The organism is Streptomyces sp. NPDC034084, assembly GCF_055575535.1.
On sequence record NZ_JBVISK010000005.1, the window covers coordinates 567,864 to 588,702 of the forward strand.

Sequence of the window (20,839 nt, forward strand, 5' to 3'; positions counted from 1 at the left end):
AATGGAGGACGTACCTGAGGAGGGGCAGACATGGCCGTATGGGACGACCTGGTCGGACAGACCCGGGTCGAGGAGCAGCTCGCCGCCGCCGCGCGAGACGCCGACGCGCTCGTGACCGTCCACTCCGCCGGCGGGCCGGACCCCGAGTCGTCCAAGATGACCCACGCCTGGCTCTTCACGGGCCCTCCGGGGTCCGGCCGGGCGACCGCCGCGCGGGCCTTCGCCGCAGCGCTCCAGTGCGTGAGCCCCGACCGGGCGCTCGGCGGGGCGCCGGGCTGTGGCTTCTGCGACGGCTGCCACACGACCCTCGTCGGCACGCACGCGGACGTCGAGATCGTCCGTACGGACCTGCTGTCCATCGGTGTGAAGGAGACCCGCGAGCTCGTCCGGCGCGCCCAGCTCTCCCCGGCGGGCGGCCGCTGGCAGGTCATCGTCCTGGAGGACGCCGACCGGCTCACCGAGGGCGCGGGGAACGTGATCCTGAAGGCCGTCGAGGAGCCCGCCCCGCGTACGGTCTGGCTGCTCTGCGCGCCCTCCCTGGAGGACGTGCTGCCCACGATCCGCTCCCGCTGCCGGCACCTGACCCTGCGCACCCCGCCGGTGGAGGCCGTCGCCGATCTGCTCGTACGGCGCGACGGCATCGACCCGGAGACGGCCCGGGCCGCCGCCCGCGCCACCCAGGGCCACATCGACCGGGCCCGGCGGCTCGCCACCGACGAGCGGGCCCGCGCGCGCCGGTCCGTCGTCCTGAAGCTGCCGCTGCGCGTCGAGGACGTCGGCGGTTGCCTCAAGGCCGCGCAGGAGCTGGTCGACGCGGCCGCGGAGGACGCGAAGCAGGCCGCGGAGGAGGTCGACGTCAAGGAGACCGAGGATCTGAAGGCGGCCCTCGGCGCGACGCAGGGGGGCCGTATGCCGCGCGGTACGGCGGGGGCGATGAAGGAGCTGGAGGAGCGGCAGAAGCGGCGCAGGACGCGGACGCAGCGCGACAGCCTGGACCTCGCGCTCACCGACCTGACCGGCTTCTACCGTGACGTCCTGGCCCTCCAGCTCCGCTCCCGCTCGGCCCTGGCGAACACGGACGTGCGGGACGCGCTGGAGCGGATCGCCCGCGACACCACCCCGGAGCGGACCCTCCGCCGCATCGAGGCGGTCCTCGCCTGCCGCGAGGCCCTCGACCGGAACGTGGCGCCGCTGCTCGCGGTGGAGGCGATGACGATGGCGCTGCGGGGCTGACACCGTGGGCCGGCGCCGGGAAGCGATTGGACACGGTCCGTACCGGTCCGGATACGCTCCGGGGATGGATTCCAGGCGCTTGCTCCGTACGTCCGCCACGGCCCTCGCGGCCGCCGGGCTGATCCTCTCCGGCTGCTCGGGCGGAAGCGACGCCGCCGCGTCCCGGACGACCTCGCCGGCGCCCGCATCCTCGTCCGGGGCGCCGAAGCTGGAGAGGTTCTACGGCCAGAAGCTGAAGTGGCGCGACTGCGGGGCCGACGGTTTCCAGTGCGCCACGCTGCGGGCCCCGCTCGACTACGCGAAGCCGGACGGGGAGGAGATCGCGCTCGCGGTCTCCCGGGTCCGGGCCACGGGCCCCGGCAAGCGGCTCGGCTCGCTCCTGGTCAATCCGGGCGGCCCCGGCGGCTCCGCCGTCGGCTACCTCCAGGGGTACGCGGGCATCGGCTATCCGGCGCCCGTCCGCGCCCGCTACGACATGGTGGGCGTCGACCCGCGCGGAGTCGCCCGCAGCGAGCCCGTCGAGTGCCTGACGGGCCCGCAGATGGACGCGTACACGCAGGTCGACCAGACCCCCGACGACCCGGCGGAGATCGACGCGCTCGGCGCGGCCTTCAAGGAGTTCGCGGCCGGCTGCGCGAAGAAGTCGGGGAAGGTCCTGCCCCATGTCTCCACCGTCGAGACGGCCCGTGACATGGACATCCTGCGGGCGGTCCTCGGCGACGGGAAGCTCACCTATGTGGGGGCGTCGTACGGCACGTTCCTCGGCGCCACCTACGCCGAACTGTTCCCCGACCGCGTCGGCCGGCTCGTCCTCGACGGGGCGATGGACCCCGCGCTCTCCGCGCTCGACCTCAACCGGGACCAGACCGGGGGCTTCGAGACCTCCTTCCGCGCCTTCGCCGCCGACTGCGTCCGCAAACCGGACTGCCCCCTGGGCACCGGGTCCGTCGCAGCGGCCGGGGAGGCGATGAAGAAGTTCTTCCGCGACGTGGACGCCAAGCCCGTGCCGACGGGCGAGAGCCGCGCGCTCGGCGAGTCCCTCGCCACCACCGGGGTGATCGCCGCCATGTACGACGAGGGCGCCTGGCCCCAGTTGCGCGAGGCCCTCACCCAGGCGATGGGCGGCGAGGGCGCCGGCCTCCTCGCGCTGGCCGACAGCTACTACGAGCGGGAGGCTGACGGCACGTACGCCAACCTGATGTTCGCCAACGCCGCCGTGAACTGCCTGGACCTGCCGCCCGCCTACACCGGCCCCGCCGACGTGGAGAAGGCCGTCCCGTCCTTCGAGAAGGCCTCCCCGGTCTTCGGCGCGGGCCTCGCCTGGGCCGCCCTCAACTGCACCCACTGGCCCACCCGGCCCAGCGGCCACCCGCACCGCATCACCGCCGAGGGCGCCGCCCCGATCCTCGTCGTCGGCACCACCCGCGACCCGGCCACCCCGTACCACTGGGCCCAGTCCCTGGCCGGCCAGCTCTCCTCCGGCACCCTGCTGACCTACGAGGGCGACGGCCACACGGCGTACGGCCGGGGGAGCGACTGCATCGACACCGCGATCAACACCTACCTCCTCGAAGGCACCCCTCCGGCAGACGGAAAGCGCTGCTCATAGGCCTGGTCCGGGGGTGGTCGGAGCACCTCCGGAAACTGTGTAGACTTGGCGTCGCTGCTGCACCCACCATGGGACCGCACGGCGGCGCCGCCTTAGCTCAGTTGGCCAGAGCAACGCACTCGTAATGCGTAGGTCTCGGGTTCGAATCCCGAAGGCGGCTCGGAATTACCCCAGGACTCACTCGCCGTGACCTGGGGTTTTTTCATGCCCGGGTGGTGCGCGTCGTGCGCGGGAGCGCCGTGGGAACGGCCGCGGCCGTTCCCGCTCGGCATCCGTCAGCTCACCCCGCATGTGCAACTCAAGGCTGCGGAGTGGTCACATGATCGGCCGGACGGTCCTAGTCGAAGGTGTCCGGGACGGGGAGGGTCGACCAGTGGGCGATCGGCCAGGCGACCACGACGGCGCGGCCGACGACGTCCGGGACGGGGACCATGCCGGCGCGGGGGTCGTCCTGGTGGTAGCGGGAGTCCTGTGAGGCCTGTCGGTGGTCGCCCATCACCCAGAGGCGGCCGGCGGGGACCGTGACCTTGAACTGGCCGGCCGGGTCCGTGCTGCAGGCCGTGTTCCCCGGGAAGACATAAGGCTCGGTCAGCGCCTTGCCGTTCACCTTCAGGGGGCCCTCGCCCGCGCACTCCACCGTGTCGCCGGCCACCCCGATGACCCGCTTGATCAGGTGCTTCTCCCCGACCGCCGGCATCAGACCGACGAAGCCCAGGGCCTTCTGGACCGTGCTGGGCTCCTTCACCGGCTGCCCCGCCAGCCAGTCGCCCGGGTCGCGGAAGACGACGACCTCGCCCCGCTCCGGCTCCGAGCCGAACCACGGCGTGAGCTTGTCGACCAGGACCCGGTCGTCCACCTGCAGGGTGTTCTGCATCGAGCCCGACGGGATCAGGAACGCCTGGAGCAGGAACGTCTTGATCAGGAAGGCCAGGACGAGCGCGATCCCGCAGAGGAACGGCAGCTCGATCCAGAGCGGGCGGCGCCGCTTCGGGCCGCGGCCGGCGGCCGGAGCGGTCTCGTCCGGGGGGCCTCCCTCCGGGTCCTCCCGGTCGGCGCGCGTCTCGATCACCAAGTCCCCCACGTCTCACCCGATTTCGTCGAATCCCTGCGATATGCACGGACCCTATGCCCGATGGCGGCCGGCGATTGACCGCGCACCGTTTCTTCACCACGTACGGGTGACCCCCCGGTCCTCCTCACGAGGCCGGCTGCTCGCGGTCCTGCTGGGCCAGCAGATAGCCCGCCTGGAAGCGGCTCTCGGCGCCGAGCGCGGCCATCACGTCGGCGACATGGCGACGGCAGCTGCGCACCGAGAGGCCCAGGCGGCGGGCGATCGCCGCGTCGGTGAGACCTTCGGTGAGGAGCCTGACGATGGTCTGCTTCAGCTCGTCGGAGATGTCCATGATGGTCTGCCGGTCCCACTCCGTCTCGAACGGCAGCGCCTCCAGCCACAGCCGCTCGTACGCCCCCACCATGAAGGCGACCACGTGCGGTTCACGGATCAGGACCGCCGCGTGCGGGTCGTCCGGGACCGGGATGACCGCCGTTGACCGGTCGAAGACGAGCATGCGCATGAACTCGTCGTCCAGCGTGCGCACCTGGGCTCCGAGCCGCCCGACCCGCTCCACATAGGCGCAGGTGCCCGAGGAGAAACGGGCGGTGTGCTGGTAGAGGACGCGCATCCGCACGCCGCGGCGCAGGAGCTCCTCGTCGCGGGCCACCGCCTCCTCGAGGACCTCCGCGCGCCGTCCGCCGCCCGGCTGCGCCGTCATCACCTCGCGCTCGCAGGTCCGGCCCAGCTCGGTGATGGCCTCCCGTACCGCGCGCAGGTCGGTGAGCAGCTCCACGTACTCCGCCTGCCGCAGGTGCGTCAGCCGGAGCAGGTGGGACTCGTACAGCGGCGCGCGGAACCTCGTCATCGGCACCGGCCTGGTGCCCCGGCTCCCCGAGGGCGTCAGGTCCTCCGAACGCCTCTGGCACAGCAGCGAGTTCCTGCACCGCCTCGCCGCCCTGTCCACCGCGAACCCCCGCCGTTTCGTCGTCGCCGGGGCCGGGCAGAGCGCCGCCGAGATCGCCGACCACCTCCACCGTACGTACGAGGGCGCCGAGGTCGTCGCGGTCCACACCCGGTACGGCTACAGCCCGGCCGACGACAGCCCGTACGCCAACCGGATCTTCGACCCGGAGGCCGTCGACCTCTACCACGCGGCCGAGCCGTCCGTCCGCCGCACGCTCATGGACTACCACCGCAACACCAACTACGGCGTCGTCGACATGGACCTCATCGAGGAGCTCTACCGCCGCTCGTACCAGGAGAAGGTCCGCGGGGAGCAGCGGCTGCGGATCCTCGGCGTCACCCGGCTCACCGAGGTCGAGGAGGGCCCGGACGGCGTCCGCGTCCAGGTGCGGAACCTCGCCACCGGAGAGACGGAGACGATGGACGCGGACGCCGTCGTCTACGCCACCGGCTACTTCGAGCCCGACCCGGCCCGGCTGCTCGGTGAGCTCGACGCCGCCTGCGCGCGCGACGAGGACGGCCGGCTGCGGGTGCGCCGCGACTACCGGGTGGCGACCTCGTCCGAGGTGGAGGCCGGGATCTACCTGATGGGCGGTACCGAGCACTCGCACGGCATCACGGCCAACCTGCTGTCGATGGCCGCCGTGCGGGCCGGCGAGATCTGCGACTCCCTGGTGGCGAGCCGCCGTTCCGACAGGCGGGCGCCGGTGGCGGTGACGGGCTGATCACCCGTAGAACAAACACGTAGCCACACACGTCCCACCCGAAAGACAGCCTGAACGAGAGGGCACCATGAGCATCACCACGGAGACCGGCGACGAGCCGGCCGTCGAGCCGGTCGCCGGTACGGATCCGGCTGCCGCCGCCGCTGACCTGGCCGTCACCGAGCGGACCCGGCTCCGTCGGATGCGGCACAAGGGGAGCCACCGGCGGGCCGACCTGGACGCCGTGCTCGCCGCGGGCTTCCTGTGCCACCTCGGCGTCACCGTCGACGGCACGACCATGGTGGTGCCCACCGCGTACGGCGTGGACGGCGACCGGCTCTACCTGCACGGTTCGGTCGCCAGCCGCAGCCTGGTGCAGGCCCCCGACACCACCGTCTGCGTCACGGTCACCCACGTCGACGGCCTCGTCCTCGCCCGCTCCGTCTTCGAGCACGGCGTCAACTACCGCTGCGCGATGATCTACGGCGTCCCCGAGCTCGTCACCGACCCGGAGGAGAAGCTGCGCGGCCTGCGGGCCCTGACCGAGCAGAGCTCCCCGGGCCAGTGGGAGTACGCGCGGCAGCCGAGCCGCAAGGAACTGGCCGCGACGGCGCTCCTGGCGCTCGACCTGACCGAGGCCTCGGTGAAGACCGCCGACGGGCCGCCGGACGACGGCGAGTCCGAGGACGCGGCGCTCGGCCTGTGGGCGGGGGTGCTGCCGGTGCTGACCACCTTCGGCGAACCGGTCACCGACCCGATCCTCCCGGCGGACTTCGCCGCACCGGCCCACATCGCCTCACGCGCGGGCCGGACCCCGGGCGCGCCCCTTTCGGGAGAGTCCCTTCCCGGGCGGTGAAACCGCCGCACCACGGGACCGAGCCCAGCCTGAATAGGCTGGGCTCACCTGTGTCCGTAACAGTCCGTAACAGTCCGTAGCAGGAAGTCCGCATCGGGCGATGGCCGCGACGGCAGTCCGTGTCAGTCGCCGTGGCCCGTGCCTCCGCTGCCGAAGCCACCGCTGGAGATGCCGCCCCACTTGCGCTTCTCCTCGCTCGGCGGGTCGGGGGAGGTCTCCGTGCCGGAGTCCTTGAGCTGGTAGGGCATGAGCCGGTGTTCGCCGTCCGTCTGGGGCATCTCGGCCGGCCTGCGGTACTCGGACATCTCGCCGGGCAGCGCGCCGGTGTCCGGCCGGTGCGGCTGCTCCTCAGGCGACGGAGGTCCGGGCTCGCGGTTGCGGATCCGGAAGCCGAACCAGAAGGCCCCGATGAGTACGGCGACGAGGACGAGGCCGCCGAGAACCTGTCCAAGACCTGACTGCCAGACCCCAGCGGCCAGGATCTCTGCTGCGCTGAGAGTGTTCATACCAACAGGATTACCCGATTCCGCTTCTTCGGATACGTCGAGCGGGACATCCTCTGCGAATCCCGCGAATGTTCCCCTGTTCGGCTGAAACGTTTCCGCGCCCCCAAGGCGTCCATGAGACGCGGGCACCTGTTCCGCTCGGCCACCGAGCGCCGTCCCGTACCGCCGAACCGCGCCGCACGTGCCCCTCCCCGGCTACTTCGCGTCCGCGTACCGCTCGACCGTCGCCGTCGTGAACGGGAAGCGGACCGGCGTCTCCCCGAACGCGATCCGCCCGGCCTCTTCCCCGGCCGCCCGGATCGCCTCCGTCACCGCCTCCGACTCCTCCGCCGGGCAGTGCACGATCACCTCGTCGTGCTGGAAGAACACCAGCTCCGCGCGCATCCCCGAGAGGGAGCGCCGCAGCGCCGCGAGCATCAGGAGCGCCCAGTCGGCGGCGCTGCCCTGGACGACGAAGTTGCGGGTGAACCGGCCGCGCGCCCGTGCGTTCCCCGAGGCGTACCCCGGGACGAACTCGCCGCTCTCCGGCTCCGGTTCCCCCGCCTCCTGGGGCAGTCCCGCCTCCCCGTCCTCGCCCGAGCCGACCGCCCGCGGGCTGGTCCGGCCGAGCCAGGTCCGTACGAGCCGGCCCTCCTCGCCCGCCTTCGCCGCCTCGTCGACGTAGGCCACCGCGCGCGGGAAGCGGCGCCGCAGCGCCGCCAGGTTCTTCAGGCCGTCGCCGCTGGTCTGCCCGTAGATCGCGCCGAGCAGCGCGATCTTGGCGTGGTTCCGGTCGCCGGAGAAGGCCCGGTCGGAGAGCCGGGTGTAGAGGTCGTCGGGGTGTCCGGCGACCTCCATCAGGCCCGGGTCGCGGGAGATCGCGGCGAGGACGCGCGGCTCCATCTGGTCGGCGTCGGCCACCACGAGCCGCCAGCCCTCGTCGGCGACCACCGCCCGCCGGATCACCTTCGGGATCTGCAGGGCGCCGCCGCCGTTGGTCGTCCAGCGCCCGCTGACCGTGCCGCCCGGCAGGTACTCCGGCCGGAAGCGGCCGTCCCGGACCCAGTCGGCCAGCCAGGACCAGCCGTGCGCCGTCCAGATCCGGTACAGCTTCTTGTACGCGATGAGCGGCTCCACCGCCGGGTGGTCGATCTCGGCGAGCTCCCAGCGGCGCGTGGACCTGATCCGGATGCCGGCCTGCGCGAAGGCCCTCACCACGTCGGCGGGCAGGTCCGGCCGGACCCGGCGGCCGAACGCCGCCGACACCTCGTCCGCGAGCTCCGCGAGGCGGCGCGGCTCGCCGCCGCCCGCGTAGCGCTCGCCGAGCAGCTCGGTCAGCAGCTCCCGGTGCACGTCCGCCCGCCACGGCAGCCCGGCCCGGTGCATCTCGGCGGCCACCAGCATGCCCGCCGACTCGGCGGCCGTGAGCAGCCGCATCCTGCCCGGATGCTCCGCCCGGTCGTGGCGGCGCAGCTGCTCCGCGTAGACCGCGAGGAGCCCGTCGAAGGGCACGGAGGCGGTGGGGCGCGGCTCGAAGAGGGAGTCCTGCGAACCGGGCTCGGCGGCGCGCTGCGGGGGATCCGGCGGTACGGGGGCGTCGCGCAGGCGCGCCCAGGCGGCGGCGGCCGAACGCGGCTCGCCGAGCCGGCCCTCGTGGCCGAGGAGGAGCTGCTCGGCGTCCTCGATGTCGTAACAGCGCTCGACGCGGACGCCGGCGGCGAGGAGCCGCGGATAGACCTCGGCCGTCGACCGCCAGACCCAGCGGGCCACCTCGGGCCGCGCCCGCACGGCCGCCACCAGGTCGGGCTCGCGCCGCGTCGGCCCGGCGGGCAGGCCGTCCGGGCCGAGGGGCACGAGCAGCGCTCCGTCCCCTTCGCCCTCGACGCCCAGCGCCCACCTCTCGCTCACGGGTGCGAGTCTGGCACCCCCCACTGACACCGCCCGGCGCCGCCGCGCCCGCCGCCCGTGGGGCCCGCGCCCTGGCCGGGCGGACAGGCCCTACGCCGCCGCGTGGAAGAGCGCCGCCGCCTCCCCCCGGGAGTCGACCCCCAGCTTGTTCAGGATGTTCGCCACGTGGAACTTCACCGTCGACTCGCTGATGTGCAACTGCTCCGCGATCCGCCGGTTCCGGTGTCCGAGCGCCAGGTGCCGCAGCACCTCCACCTCCCGTTCGCCGAGCCCGGTCAGCGGGTGGGCCGCCTCGACCGGCGCCTCCGGGGTCGCCAGCGGGATGACGGCCGTGATCGTCGTGCCCCAGCCGGGGACCGCGTCCATGTCGAGCCGCCCGCCGAGCACGTCGAGCCGGTCCCGGATCGTGCCGGCGCCCAGGTCACAGGGGGCGAGGGCGCCCGCCCCGTCGTCCCGCACCGAGGCCCGCAGTTCGTGCTCGGTCAGCTGCCAGCCGACGTGGACCCGCCGCACGGAGTCCTGCTCCAGGACGATGAGGAGCAGCGACCGGACGATCGCCCGCGCGCTGTGCGCGACGTCCGCCGCGAGTGAGCGCGGCGAGTCCGGCGCGCCCAGGTCGATCCGGACCTTGCTGTGCCGGAGCATCGGCCGCAGCTCGCCCGCGAGCCGCTCGAAGGCGTCCTGCGCGGGCTCCTCCGCGAGCGCCCGGTCCCGCCGCTGCTCGGCCCGCCACTCGATGAGCGCGGACGCGGCCAGGTCGGTGGCGGTCGTCCGGGCCGTGGTGTCGTCCAGGGCCCGGCTGCGCAGCACCCCGAGGACGCCGGAGAGCGCCGCCGCGTGCGAGGCGGTGAGTTCGGCGATCACCCGGGCCCGGGTGTCGGCGGCGGCCCGTGAGCGGGCGAGCGCCCCCGGCAGGGCCTCCGTCGCGAACCGGTCGAAGTGCCCGGTGACCAGGTCCCACAGCGCCTGCGCCACGGTGAGTGCGTGCGCGTCGGCCGGGGCGGTGCCGTCCTCCCGTACGAGCACGAGGACCGCCCCGCGCCGGGTCGCGTGACTGGTGACGGCGACGACCTCGCGCTCCCGGCCCCCGATCCTCGCGCGGCCCTGCCAGGGGGCGCCGGGGACGCCCGCCGCGAGCAGCGGTGCCAGTTCGGCGGCGGTCAGCAGTTCCGTACCGCCGAGTGCCTTGAAGGGGGAATGGGCGCAGTGGGTGGAGAGTTCGGCCGCGTCCACGTGCGGGACCAGCGGGGCGAGGGCGGCCGAGACCTTGGGGAGGATCTCCCCGAGCGGCTGCCGGATGATCTCGTACGCGGTGGTCAGCGTCTGCGCGTCCATGCGGCTCAGCCTAGTCAGCGGCGCACAGGTGACGGCCCGTCTTTCGGCCAGGTGGGACTGGCCCTTGGGAGGGCGGGGGGAAGGGGTGCGCGGGCGCAGGCTTGGGGCATCAAGAGCGAACGGGCGGCAGCGGAGGCTGAGATGGAAGCGATCGTGTACGAGGAGTTCGGCGGCCCCGAGGTGCTGCGCCACGAGACCGGCGTCGCCAAGCCGGAGCCCGGCCCCGGCGAGGTCCGGGTCAGGGTGGCGGCGGTCGGGGTCAACCCGGTGGACTGGAAGCGGCGTTACGGCTGGGTCGAGGAGTTCTACCCGACCACCTTCCCCGCCGTCCCGGGCCTGGAGTTCGCCGGCACGGTCGACGCGCTCGGCGAGGGCGTCACCGACCTGGCCGTCGGCGACGAGGTCCTCGGCTGGACGAAGACGGGCGCCTACGCCGAGTACGCCATCGCCGGCATAATCGCGCCCAAGCCCGCCGGGCTCTCCTGGGAGGCCGCCGCCGCCCTCCCGGTGGCGGGCGAGACCGCCCAGCGCGTCCTGGACCTGCTGCGGGTACGGAAGGGCGAGACGCTGTTCCTGCACGGCGCGGCCGGCGTCGTCGGCTCGGTGGCCGTGCAGCTCGCGGTCGCGGCCGGAATCACGGTCGTCGGCAGCGCCTCGGAGTCCAACCACGCCTACCTGCGGGAACTCGGCGCGGTCCCCGTGACGTACGGGGACGGCCTGGCCGACCGGGTCCGCGGCGCCGCCCCGGAGGGCGTCGACGCCGTCTTCGACGCGGCCGGGCACGGCGTGCTGCCGGTCGCCGTCGAGCTCCTCGGCGGCGGTGACGCGGCGAAGGAACGGATCGTCACGATCGCCGCGACGGACGCGGCCGAGCACGGCATCGTCTTCTCGGGCGTCACGGGGGAGCCGGACGCGGTACGGCGCGGCCTCACCGCCCAGGCACGCCTGGCGACGGAGGGCGCGCTCTCGGTCCGCCTGGCCGACACCCTGCCGCTGAAGGAGGCGGCCCGAGCCCAGGAGGCGAGCGAGTCGGGCCACGCGCGGGGCAAGATCGTCCTGATCCCGTAGGGGCCGGGGGCCGTGGGAGGATCCCTCGGTCCCGACGGAGAAAGGCGATGCCGATGTACGCGATGTCCCTGGGTGACGACGGCGCGGAGCTGCGCCCGCTCGAACCGTGGCAGGCCGATGAGTTCCTCGCGCACATGGACCGGGGACGGGAGTTCATCGGCGCCCGCAACGGGCTCCCCGACGTCGTGACGGACCTGGAGTCGAGCCGGGCCTTCCTCCGCGCGTACGCGGAGAGGGCGGCGGCCGACACCGGACGCATCCACGGCATCTGGTACGACGGGACGCTCGTCGGCGCGGTGATCCTCCGCAAGCTCGACATCGCGGACGGCACGGCCGAGGCGGGCTGCTGGCTGGAGCCGGCGGGCGTCGGCAAGGGCCTGGTGACGCGGGCGGCACGGGCGCTCATCGACTGGGCGATCTCGGTGCGCGGGATCCACCGCGTGGAGTGGGTCGTCTCCTCCGACAACGAGCCCAGCATCGCGGTCGCCCGGCGGCTGGGCATGACGAGGGACGGCGTCCTGCGGGGCAGCTACCCGTACCGGGGCAAGCGGCACGACGAGGAGATCTGGTCGATCCTGGCCCCGGACTGGCGCGCCGGCGCCGCCGGGTAGCCCGACCGCCCGCACGGCCCGTGTCCGCCCGCCCGCACGGGGGTGGGGCGGGCGGACACGGGCCGCACCGCGCACGCGAGGCCCGCGGGTGGGGCGGTGACCCGGCTCCGACCCCGGCCACCGCCCCGTCGTCCCACCATGGCGGCCCGGCGCGTGAGCCGCCACGCGGAGGCGGCCGGCGCCGCGACCGCCGCAAGTGGCCGGTCCAGCGGGCGCGAAACCTGTCCACAGGCTGTGGACGGGACCCCCCTACCCCTCCCGTACCGCCTTCACGAACACCTCCAGCGCGTCGAGCGGTTCGCGCCCGCCGAGCAGCGCGCGCAGATCGCTGCGCTCCACGCCCGTACCGTCCAGGAAGCCGTGCGCGATCGCCGAGTACGTGCTCGCCAGCATCGGCACCTGGAAGGGCACGGCCCCGGAGGCGGCGATCGCGGTACGGGCCTCCGCGAGCGTCCCGGGGGAGTACTCGGCTCCGAGGGCCGCCGCCAGGTCGGCGCCGCCGAGGGGGCGCTCGCCCACGAGCTCGTACACCCGGTTCCGGTGCGCGGCCGGGTCCGTGGCGACGGAGGCGGCGATGTCGGCGAGGTCCGCGCGGGCGACGGCGGCGAGGCGGCCCTCGCCGAGCGGGCCGGTGATGCGGTTCTCCGCGTCGGGGGCGGCGATCCAGGTCAGGAACTCGGCGTAGAGGCCGTTGCGGAGGATCGTCCAGTCGAGCGTCGTGGACCGCCGCAGCCGCCGCTCGGTCCAGCGGTGCGCGAGCGCGTACGTGAGGTGGTCGCCGTCGCCGGAGAGGCTCGTGTAGACGACGTGCCGGACACCGGCGGCCTCGGCGGCGGAGATCGCGGCCTCGTGGCGGGCGATCACGACGTCGTCCTCGCCGTAGCCGGCGGATATGAGGAGCAGGGTCTCCACACCGGCGAAGGCCTCCGGCAGGGTCTCCGGCGCGTCGAAGTCGAGCCGGCGGGTGCCCGGAAGCCCGGCGCGGGTGCCGAGGACGACGTCGTCGCGGCCCGCGAGCCGTTCGGCGACGAGCGAGCCGAGGGCGCCGGAGACGCCGGTGACGAGCAGCATGGATTACCCCAGGGATCGTGACGGCTGAGACCATCGAGGACTGTCGAGGATCATCGTGACCGGACGGACAAGATCGCGGAAGGAGGCACATCGATGTCGGAAGGGCACACGGAGGTAACCACCGAGCCCCTGGTGAGCTGCGCCGAGGACTGCGGGGTGCGGGACGTCCAGGACCGGCTCGGCGACAAGTGGACGGTGCACGTCGTCGTCGAACTCGCGCCCGGGCCGCGGCGGTTCAGGGAGCTCCAGCGGCTCGTCACCGGTGTCTCGCAGCGGATGCTGACCCTGACGCTGCGCCGCCTCGAGCGGGACGGGCTCGTCTCGCGGACCGTGTATCCGACGACCCCGCCGCAGGTGGAGTACGCGCTGACGGAGACCGGCCACAGCATGACCCGGCTGATCAGGCAGCTGGTCGACTGGTCGCTCGACCACCGCGCGGTGATCGCCCGGTCGCGCGAGGAATGGGACGCGAGGGACACGGCGTGAGCACCACCCTGGAGAAGGCGTTCGAGGCGCTGTACGCGAGCGACGACGGTTCCCTCGACATGGCGGCCTCGCTGCTCGCCGCCGATCCGGGCGCGGACGCGGAGGTGGCGCGGCGCGGCGAGGAGTTCGTACGGACGCTGTGGGTACGGGGCTGGCAGCCGGCCGACCTGGCGCGGATGGCGCGGCGCGAGCTGTCGGACGAGCACGTGCGCCTGCTCTCGGGCCTGATCAGGGCGGAGACGGCCGGTTACGGGCGGCTGCCGCACCGCTGGCAGGCCCAGATCGACGAACTGGACGCGGTGGCAGGGCGTCAGGGGGACCGTTCCCCGGACCGCTTCTCGCAGGCGACGACCGTCCTGGAGCTGTACCGGCTGCTCGTCCGGCTGCCGCGCCTGGACGCGGTGGGGCCGGTCCCGGGGGAGGCGCTGCCGCCGGCCGTGGCGGGCGAGCCCCGGATGCTCACCCGGATCAGGGCGCTGCTCGCGAAGGCGGAGGCGACCGGGTTCCCGGAGGAGGCGGAGGCGCTCACCGCGAAGGCGCAGGAGCTGATGGCCCGGCACAGCCTGGACGAGGCGGCGCTCGCGGCGGGCGCGCCGTCCCCGGAGACGCCCGGCGCGATCCGGATCGGGGTGGAGCCGCCGTACGAGCAGGCGAAGGCGATCCTGCTGGACGCGGTGGCGACCGCGAACCACTGCCGGTCGGTGTGGAACGAGGCATACGGCTTCTCGACGGTGGTCGGCTTCGAGTCGGACCTGGACCCGGTGGAACTGCTGTACACCTCGCTGCTCGTGCAGGGGACGGCGGCGATGACGCGGGCGGAGGCGGAGCAGCGGGCGGGCGGCCGGAAGCGCACGAAGTCCTTCCGGCAGTCCTTCCTCCTCGCGTACGCGAACCGGCTGGGCGCCCGGCTGTCGGCGACGTCCCGGCGGGTCGCCGCCGAGGCCCCGACGCTGCTGCCGGCCCTCGCCTCGCGCGAGGTCGCGGTCACCGCACGGACGGACGAACTCTTCCCGGAGACCCGCACGAGCCGGGTCCGGGCGGCGTGGGACGAGGCGGGTTGGACACACGGCGCCACAGCCGCCGACCGGGCGACCCTCCACCCCCACCGCCCTCACTTGCCGTAGGGCCGCGCCCCGCGCGCCCGTACGGACCGCGCCCGCCCCCGCCCCGCGGGCGCCCACCGCCGGACGGGCCCGCGCCCGCGGCTCGTGTGGGCCCGCGCCCGCCACCCGCGTGCGAGCCCGCGTCCGCCGGGGCGGTGCCACCCGCCGTGTGGGCAGGCGTCCCGCAGGGCGATGGTGGTCCCCCTGCTCGAGCGAAGCCGAGAGCCCGGGGGTGGGCACGACGGGACGGCGCCCCTTGCCGGGCCCAGGCTCCCGCGCCCTGGCCCGCACCCGGCGTGCCGCGCCTCGCCACGGACGGATGCGCCCGGGGCGCTCCACCCCGGCCCTGCACCCTGCCCGCTCCCGGCCCCGCAGGCACGCCCCGCTTCCGGCCCCGCAGACCCTGCCCGCCCCCGCCCCCGGCCACCCCCCCCGCCGACAGTGAAATGCCCGTTTCGTCAAGGTTCACGGATACGCTCTCCGCATGAGCTGGCTCCGGGCGCTGAAGCAGACCGCCCGCTCCGGGCTCGCCGTCGAGCGGCCGCGGCTCGAACCCCTCGTCGCGGCCCGCGGCGCCCTCGGCCTCGCCCTCGTCGTCGGGCTCTCCCTCGCCCTCTTCGGCCCCGCCGTCGCCGTCTCCTCCGCCTTCGGCGCCTTCCAGGCGGCCATCGCCACCTTCCAGCGTTCCTGGCGCCCCCGCCCCACCCTCGCCCTCGCCTCCGGCGCCAGCCTCGCCGTGTCCACCTTCCTCGGCTATCTGACCGGCGCCCACACCGCCCTGTTCCTCGCCCTGCTGCTCCTGTGGACGTTCCTGTCGGGGCTGGCCTGGGCCGCGGGCCCGACCGCCGGCATCATCGCCTCCTCCAACGTGGCGATCATGCTGGTGACCGTCACCCTCCCGACCTCCGTGGCCACCGCCGCCGGCCACGCCGCCATGATCTTCGCGGGCGGGTTCGTCCAGGCCGCCCTGGTCGTCGTCCTCCCCGTCCGCCGCTGGGGCGCCCAGCGTGACGCCCTCGCGGACGCGCTCGCCGCCGAGGCGGACTACGCCCGCCGCCTGCGCCACGACCCGGTCGCCCCGTTCGACCCCGTACCGCTCATGACGGCCCGCAACGCCGCCGCCGTGACGCCCCGCCAGGCCCGTACCCGCCCGGCGGAACTGCACGGGGCGCGCGGGCTCGCGGAGCGGATCCGTCCGGTCCTGGCCTCGCTCGCGGACCCGGCGGTCGGCGTGCCGGGGGAGGGGCCGCAGCGGGCCAGGGTGCGGGAGCTGCTCGGCGCGGCGGCCGAGGTCCTGGACGCCGCCGCGCACGCGATCCGGCACGCCGAACCGGTCCGCCTGCCCCCGCCCGCCCTCGCCGCCCTGCGCACCCCGGACACCGGGGCGATCCTCAAGGGCCCGTCCCGCCGGGCGGCGCTCCGTCTGGCGGCACTGCTCGGCGACGTCGTCGAGACGGCGGAGCCGCGTACGGAGACGTCGGAGCCCGCCGGCGAGGGGACCCGAACCCGCCCGACCCTGGTCCGTCTCGTACCGGTCGTGGTGGCGAAGGCGCGCGCCGAACTGCGCCCCGACTCCCCGGTCCTGCGGCACGCGGTCCGCGTCTCGGCGGTCACGGCCGCCGGCTATCTCCTGGGGACGTGGCTGCCCTTCGGCCACGGCTACTGGGCGCCGATGGCCTCGGTGATGGTGATGCGCCCGGACTTCTCGCAGACGTACGCCCGGTCGGTGGCGCGGTTCGGCGGCACCCTGGTCGGCGTGGCGCTCGCGACGGGGGTCGTGCGGTCGGCGCATCCGGGCACGTACCTGTCCGCCGCGCTCGCGGTGGCGTGCGCGTTCGGGATGTACCTGCTGATGCGGACGGGATACGCGGTCGCCCAGGTCTGCGTCTCCGCGTACGTCGTCTTCCTGCTGGGCATGGACGGCGCGGGCCTGACCCAGACCGTACGGGAACGGGCCCTGCTGACCCTGCTCGGCGGGATCCTCGCGATGCTGTCGTACGCCGTCTACCCGGCGTGGGAGACGCCGCGGCTGCGCGGCCGGCTCGCGGACTGGCTGGCGTCGGTCGGCGGGTACGCGGCCGTCGTCACCGCGCGGTACGCCCATCCGGCCGGGCCGGCCAGCCCCGACGTACGGGAAGCGCTCCTGAGGACCCGTGCGGCCCGGGTCACCTGGCAGGAGGCGCTGGCCCGGGCGACGCACGAGCCGGTGCGGCACCGGGGGCTCTCGCACGCGGCGGCGGAGCAGGCGGAGGGCGCGCTCGCGGAGTTCGGCCGGGTGGCGATGCTTCTGGAGGCGCACCTGCCGGAGCACGGCGCCCCGCCCGTACCCGCGGCGGCGCCCCTCGCGGAGGCCCTGCGCCGTTCGACGGAGCGGGGCGCGAAGGAGGTTCGGGAGCGCGGGGAGCCCCACTGGGACGAGCTGCGCGAGACGCTCACCGCCTGGTCCGCCGAGCCGCCGGACCACTTCCTCCTCCACAAGGGCGCCGTCCTGCTCCTGGAGACCCTGGAGGAGTTCACGACGGCCCTGACGGGGCCGAGCCGGAACCGCTAGAGAGCGTGGGGGCGTCCCGCCGCACGAGGACCTCGGGGCGCTCCGCCGCGTAGCCGCCGCGCCACCCCTTGTGCACGTGCATCTGCTCATGCATCCGCATATGAACACAGCTATGATCCGAGGAAGTTGACACCTGCACCAAGCACCCGGGGAGCTACCAGTGCATCATGCGCATCACGCGTACAACGGCATGGCGGCCACGGAGCTGCGAGGTGTCGTGTGGCAGAAGAGCCGGCACAGCAACTCCCAGGGGTCCTGCGTGGAGTTCGCGAAGCTGCCGGGGGGCGACGTCGCCGTACGGAACTCGCGCCACCCCGACGGGCCCGCGCTCGTCTACACGCCCGCGGAGATCGAGGCGCTCCTGCTGGGCGTGAAGGACGGAGAGTTCGACCACCTGGTCTGAGACGCGAGAAGGGCCCCGACGGTTGCCGTCGGGGCCCTTCTCCTCTTCTTCCATGCTCTCCGCGCTACTCCGGGCCGATCCGGAACAGCGCCCACACGACCTTGCCCTGCAGCCTGCCGGCCAGGGGGTGCCAGCCCCAGCTGTCGCTGAACGAGTCCACCAGGAACAGGCCGCGTCCCGACTCGGCGGAGAAGTCCTCCTCGCCGCCGCGCGCCTCCGGGCTCTCCCGGCTCGGGTCGCGCACGGCGCACACCAGGCGCGAGGCCCAGCGCATCAGGTGCAGCCGGACCGGCGGGTTCTGGCCTTCCTCCTGGGGGGCGTCCGCGGGCACCGCGTGCCGCAGCGCGTTCGTGACGAGCTCGGACACGACCAGGGCCACGTCGTCGAAGCGCTCCGTCAGCTCCCAGCGGTCGAGCGTGGCGCTGGTGAACTTGCGGGCCCCGCGCACGGCTTCGTACCGGGCGGGCAGGGCGCAGGAGGCGGAGGTGGAGACGGCGCCGGGATCGAGCGGCGGTAGGCCCTGCCGTAACGGCTCGAGCACGGTCGATCCATTCGTCCCCATGCGAGGCACTCCCGGGAATCGCGACTGTGGTGCGACAACACGACAACACGAACGAGTACGCGGCTGCGCGGGCACCATGGTTCCGAATGCGACCACTGGATGCAAGGGCAGATGCACGTGCACGCGCCGGACCTGTCCGTCTGCGTGCCGAATCTGTGCATAAGTCGTCCACACGATGAGGGGAACTTCCCCGGTTCCGCACCCGCTGTGTCCGCTCTGTGCCCCCACCGTGCCCCCCCTGTGCCCGCGTTGTACCCCCGCCCGTGCCCGCAGCGGCTGGGCAGGTGCCTGGAAGTCGCCGCCTTTGCGTAATCGAATGTGTACGCGCTGAAGCGTTTGATGGCAGAATCCGGGGCTCGACGGGGGCTCGACACCGTAAAGGGGAGGCGAAGAGCCGTGACCGCAGGCGAATCGAGCGGAGCGAGCGGGAGTGTGGTGCGGCGCATCCTGCTGGGCTCCCAGCTGAGGCGGTTGCGCGAGTCGCGCGGGATCACCCGCGAGGCGGCCGGATATTCCATCCGCGCGTCCGAATCCAAGATCAGCCGCATGGAGTTGGGACGGGTGAGCTTCAAGGCCAGGGACGTCGAGGATCTGCTCACCCTCTACGGGGTCGGGGACGAGGCCGAGCGCGGCGCGCTCCTCGGACTCGCCCGCGAGGCCAACGTCGCCGGGTGGTGGCACAGCTTCGGCGACGTCCTGCCCGGCTGGTTCCAGACGTACATCGGCCTGGAAGGCGCCGCCTCCCACATCCGCGTCTACGAAGTCCAGTTCGTCCACGGCCTGTTGCAGACCGAGGCCTACGCCCAGGCCGTCGTCACCCGGGGCATGCCGGACGCCCCGCGCGCCGAGATCGACCGCCGGGTCGCCCTCCGCCTGGAGCGCCAGAAGGTACTCGTCTCCGAGCGCGCCCCGCAGTTCCATGCCGTCCTCGACGAGGCCGCGCTGCGCCGCCCCTACGGCGACCGGTCGGTCATGCGGGGGCAGCTGAAGCATCTCATCGAGATCTCCGAACATCCGGGCGTCACCCTGCAGGTCATGCCCTTCAGCTTCGGCGGTCACGCCGGCGAGAGCGGCGCGTTCACGATGCTGAGCTTCCCCGAGTCCGACCTCTCCGACATCGTCTACCTCGAGCAGCTCACCAGCGCCCTCTACCTCGACAAGCGCGAGGAGGTCGCCCAGTACGAGCGGGTGATGGCGAAGCTCCAGCAGGACGGTCCGGATCCGGCCGAAAGCCGGGACCTTCTCCGGGGACTCCTCCAACTCTCCTGATACGTCAGTACGATGACGCCACATCAGTCGCACTGCAGGTAGCGGGTAGAGGGGTCTCCACCATGTCGCACTTCACCGACCTGGCCCACCAGTACATCGACGGCGAGTGGAAGCCCGGCAGCGGTTCGTGGGACATCATCGACTTCAACCCGTACACCGGGGAGAAGCTGGCCTCGATCACCGTCGCCACCGCCGGCGAGGTCGACCGCGCCTACCGGGCCGCCGAGCGCGCGCAGACCGCGTGGGCCGAGACCAACCCGTACACGCGCCGGCTGGTCTTCGAGCGCGCGCTGCGGATCGTCGAGGACCGCGAGGAGGAGATCGCCGAGACGATCGTCGCCGAGCTCGGCGGCACCCGTCTCAAGGCGGCCTTCGAGCTGCACCTCGCCAAGGAGTTCCTGCGCGAGGCGATCCAGCTGGCGCTGCGGCCCGAGGGGCGCATCCTGCCCTCCCCGGTCGACGGCAAGGAGAACCGCGTCTACCGCGTCCCGGTCGGCGTCGTCGGTGTCATCTCCCCCTTCAACTTCCCCTTCCTCCTCTCGATCAAGTCGGTCGCCCCCGCGCTCGCGCTCGGCAACGCCGTCGTCCTCAAGCCGCACCAGAACACGCCCGTCTGCGGCGGCACGCTGGTCGCGAAGGTCCTGGAGGAGGCGGGTCTGCCGGCGGGCCTGCTGAACGTCGTCGTCACCGACATCGCGGAGATCGGCGACGCGCTCCTGACCCACCCGGTTCCGAAGGTCATCTCCTTCACCGGCTCCGACAAGGTCGGCCGTCACGTCGCCACGGTCTGCGCGCAGAACTTCAAGCAGGCCGTGCTCGAACTCGGCGGCAACAGCGCCCTGATCGTCCTCGACGACGCCGACGTCGACTACGCGGTGGACGCGGCCGTCTTCAGCCGCTTCGTGCACCAGGGGCAGGTCTGCATGGCCGCCAACCGCATCCTGGTGGACCGCACCCTGGAGGAGGAGTTCACCGAGAAGTTCGTGGCGAAGGTGAAGACCCTGCGCGTCGGCGACCCGGCCGACCCCGCCACCCACATCGGCCCCCTCATCAACTCCCAGCAGGCGGAGTCCGTCTCCTCGCTCGTCGACCAGACCGTGGCGGCCGGCGCGACGGCGCTGCTGCACGGCACGGTCGACGGCAACCTCGTCTCGCCGTCCGTCCTCACCGGCCTCGCCGCCGACTCCCCGGTCCTGAGCCAGGAGATCTTCGGCCCGGTCGCGCTGATCGTGCCCTTCGACGGCGAGGAGCAGGCCGTACGGATCGCCAACGACACCCCGTACGGGCTCAGCGGCGCCGTCCACACCGGGGACGTCGAGCGGGGCGTACGGGTCGCCAAGCGCATCCACACCGGCATGATCCACATCAACGACGGCACCGTGCACGACGAGCCGATCGTGCCCTTCGGCGGTGAGAAGCACTCGGGCGTGGGGCGGCTCAACGGCGAGGCGATGGTGGAGTCCTTCACCACCCAGAAGTGGATCTCGATCCAGCACGGCCGCAGCCGCTTCCCGTTCTGACCACGCTTGAGGGGCAGCCGTTTCCTGTTTAGGACAGTCCCTGTCCGC

19 protein-coding genes and 1 tRNA gene are annotated in these 20,839 nt (G+C 73.6%); 13 read left to right on the plus strand and 7 right to left on the minus strand.

The genetic code is table 11. The annotated features are described in order from the left end of the window. Nucleotides 1-30 precede the first annotated feature (30 nt). The 3 genes from ACZ51I_RS21155 (at nt 31) to ACZ51I_RS21165 (ending at nt 3,002) form a co-directional block, all read left to right on the plus strand. Nucleotides 31-1,233, plus strand: coding sequence for a DNA polymerase III subunit delta' (locus ACZ51I_RS21155; RefSeq protein WP_468877969.1), 1,203 nt, complete (start codon nt 31-33; stop codon nt 1,231-1,233). 64 nt (nt 1,234-1,297) lie between these two features. Continuing rightward, nucleotides 1,298-2,842 (plus strand): alpha/beta hydrolase, encoded by a 1,545-nt coding sequence (locus ACZ51I_RS21160; RefSeq protein ID WP_468877971.1) that lies wholly within the window; start codon nt 1,298-1,300, stop codon nt 2,840-2,842. 86 nt (nt 2,843-2,928) lie between these two features. Beyond that, nucleotides 2,929-3,002: transfer RNA gene (locus ACZ51I_RS21165), tRNA-Thr, on the plus strand. Nucleotides 3,003-3,179: 177 nt separating this feature from the next. On the opposite strand, the gene lepB is transcribed toward ACZ51I_RS21165, so the two are convergent. Both lepB and ACZ51I_RS21175 read right to left on the minus strand, forming a co-directional pair. Further along, complete coding sequence (gene lepB, locus ACZ51I_RS21170; protein ID WP_468877974.1) at nt 3,180-3,923, minus strand: signal peptidase I; 744 nt, start codon at nt 3,921-3,923, stop codon at nt 3,180-3,182. Between the two features lie 115 nt (nt 3,924-4,038). Continuing rightward, entirely contained in the window at nt 4,039-4,761 is a 723-nt protein-coding gene (locus tag ACZ51I_RS21175; RefSeq protein ID WP_468877977.1) for a helix-turn-helix transcriptional regulator, read from the minus strand. Between the two features lie 13 nt (nt 4,762-4,774). Between ACZ51I_RS21175 and ACZ51I_RS21180 the strand changes: the two genes are divergently transcribed. Continuing rightward, entirely contained in the window at nt 4,775-5,584 is an 810-nt protein-coding gene (locus ACZ51I_RS21180; RefSeq protein ID WP_468877979.1) for a SidA/IucD/PvdA family monooxygenase, read from the plus strand. Nucleotides 5,585-5,765: 181 nt separating this feature from the next. Continuing rightward, nucleotides 5,766-6,419, plus strand: a complete 654-nt coding sequence (locus ACZ51I_RS21185; protein ID WP_468878222.1) for a pyridoxamine 5'-phosphate oxidase family protein — start codon at nt 5,766-5,768, stop codon at nt 6,417-6,419. A 122-nt stretch (nt 6,420-6,541) separates the two neighbouring features. Here the strand turns inward: ACZ51I_RS21185 and ACZ51I_RS21190 are convergent, their stop codons facing one another. The 3 genes from ACZ51I_RS21190 to ACZ51I_RS21200 form a co-directional block, all read right to left on the minus strand. Then, entirely contained in the window at nt 6,542-6,925 is a 384-nt protein-coding gene (locus tag ACZ51I_RS21190) for a DUF6479 family protein (protein ID WP_468877981.1), read from the minus strand. Nucleotides 6,926-7,120: 195 nt separating this feature from the next. After that, nucleotides 7,121-8,812, minus strand: a complete 1,692-nt coding sequence (locus ACZ51I_RS21195; RefSeq protein ID WP_468877983.1) for a bifunctional 3'-5' exonuclease/DNA polymerase — start codon at nt 8,810-8,812, stop codon at nt 7,121-7,123. A 90-nt stretch (nt 8,813-8,902) separates the two neighbouring features. After that, nucleotides 8,903-10,147, minus strand: coding sequence for a LuxR C-terminal-related transcriptional regulator (locus tag ACZ51I_RS21200; RefSeq protein ID WP_468877985.1), 1,245 nt, complete (start codon nt 10,145-10,147; stop codon nt 8,903-8,905). Nucleotides 10,148-10,288: 141 nt separating this feature from the next. Here ACZ51I_RS21200 and ACZ51I_RS21205 point away from each other — a divergent pair, with 141 nt between their 5' ends. Then, nucleotides 10,289-11,215 carry an NADP-dependent oxidoreductase gene (locus ACZ51I_RS21205; RefSeq protein ID WP_468877987.1) on the plus strand — a complete coding sequence of 309 codons (927 nt, stop codon included), beginning with the start codon at nt 10,289-10,291 and terminating at the stop codon, nt 11,213-11,215. A gap of 53 nt (nt 11,216-11,268) precedes the next feature. Further along, entirely contained in the window at nt 11,269-11,826 is a 558-nt protein-coding gene (locus ACZ51I_RS21210) for a GNAT family N-acetyltransferase (RefSeq protein WP_468878225.1), read from the plus strand. 249 nt (nt 11,827-12,075) lie between these two features. Here the strand turns inward: ACZ51I_RS21210 and ACZ51I_RS21215 are convergent, their stop codons facing one another. Beyond that, complete coding sequence (locus ACZ51I_RS21215; protein WP_468877989.1) at nt 12,076-12,897, minus strand: NAD(P)H-binding protein; 822 nt, start codon at nt 12,895-12,897, stop codon at nt 12,076-12,078. A 93-nt stretch (nt 12,898-12,990) separates the two neighbouring features. On the opposite strand from ACZ51I_RS21215, the gene ACZ51I_RS21220 reads away from it, so the two are divergent. The 4 genes from ACZ51I_RS21220 to ACZ51I_RS21235 all read left to right on the plus strand — a co-directional run bounded on the left by ACZ51I_RS21220 (nt 12,991) and on the right by ACZ51I_RS21235 (nt 17,440). Continuing rightward, nucleotides 12,991-13,383, plus strand: coding sequence for a winged helix-turn-helix transcriptional regulator (locus tag ACZ51I_RS21220; RefSeq protein WP_468877992.1), 393 nt, complete (start codon nt 12,991-12,993; stop codon nt 13,381-13,383). Beyond that, nucleotides 13,359-14,507, plus strand: a complete 1,149-nt coding sequence (locus ACZ51I_RS21225) for a DUF2786 domain-containing protein (RefSeq protein ID WP_468877995.1) — start codon at nt 13,359-13,361, stop codon at nt 14,505-14,507. Before ACZ51I_RS21220 ends, ACZ51I_RS21225 begins: the two co-directional genes overlap by 25 nt. Nucleotides 14,508-14,970: 463 nt before the next feature. Next, nucleotides 14,971-17,037 (plus strand): FUSC family protein, encoded by a 2,067-nt coding sequence (locus ACZ51I_RS21230; RefSeq protein ID WP_468877997.1) that lies wholly within the window; start codon nt 14,971-14,973, stop codon nt 17,035-17,037. Nucleotides 17,038-17,227: 190 nt separating this feature from the next. Further along, nucleotides 17,228-17,440, plus strand: coding sequence for a DUF397 domain-containing protein (locus ACZ51I_RS21235; protein ID WP_063992029.1), 213 nt, complete (start codon nt 17,228-17,230; stop codon nt 17,438-17,440). A gap of 64 nt (nt 17,441-17,504) precedes the next feature. Here the strand turns inward: ACZ51I_RS21235 and ACZ51I_RS21240 are convergent, their stop codons facing one another. Continuing rightward, nucleotides 17,505-18,002: an ATP-binding protein gene (locus ACZ51I_RS21240; RefSeq protein WP_468878000.1), complete on the minus strand. Its 498-nt coding sequence runs from the start codon at nt 18,000-18,002 to the stop codon at nt 17,505-17,507. A 396-nt stretch (nt 18,003-18,398) separates the two neighbouring features. Between ACZ51I_RS21240 and ACZ51I_RS21245 the strand changes: the two genes are divergently transcribed. Together ACZ51I_RS21245 and ACZ51I_RS21250 are read left to right on the plus strand one after the other, a co-directional pair. After that, entirely contained in the window at nt 18,399-19,271 is an 873-nt protein-coding gene (locus ACZ51I_RS21245) for a helix-turn-helix domain-containing protein (RefSeq protein ID WP_468878002.1), read from the plus strand. 62 nt (nt 19,272-19,333) lie between these two features. Beyond that, on the plus strand, nt 19,334-20,791 hold the full coding sequence (locus ACZ51I_RS21250) for an aldehyde dehydrogenase family protein (RefSeq protein ID WP_468878005.1): 1,458 nt from the start codon (nt 19,334-19,336) through the stop codon (nt 20,789-20,791). Nucleotides 20,792-20,839: the final 48 nt, after the last annotated feature.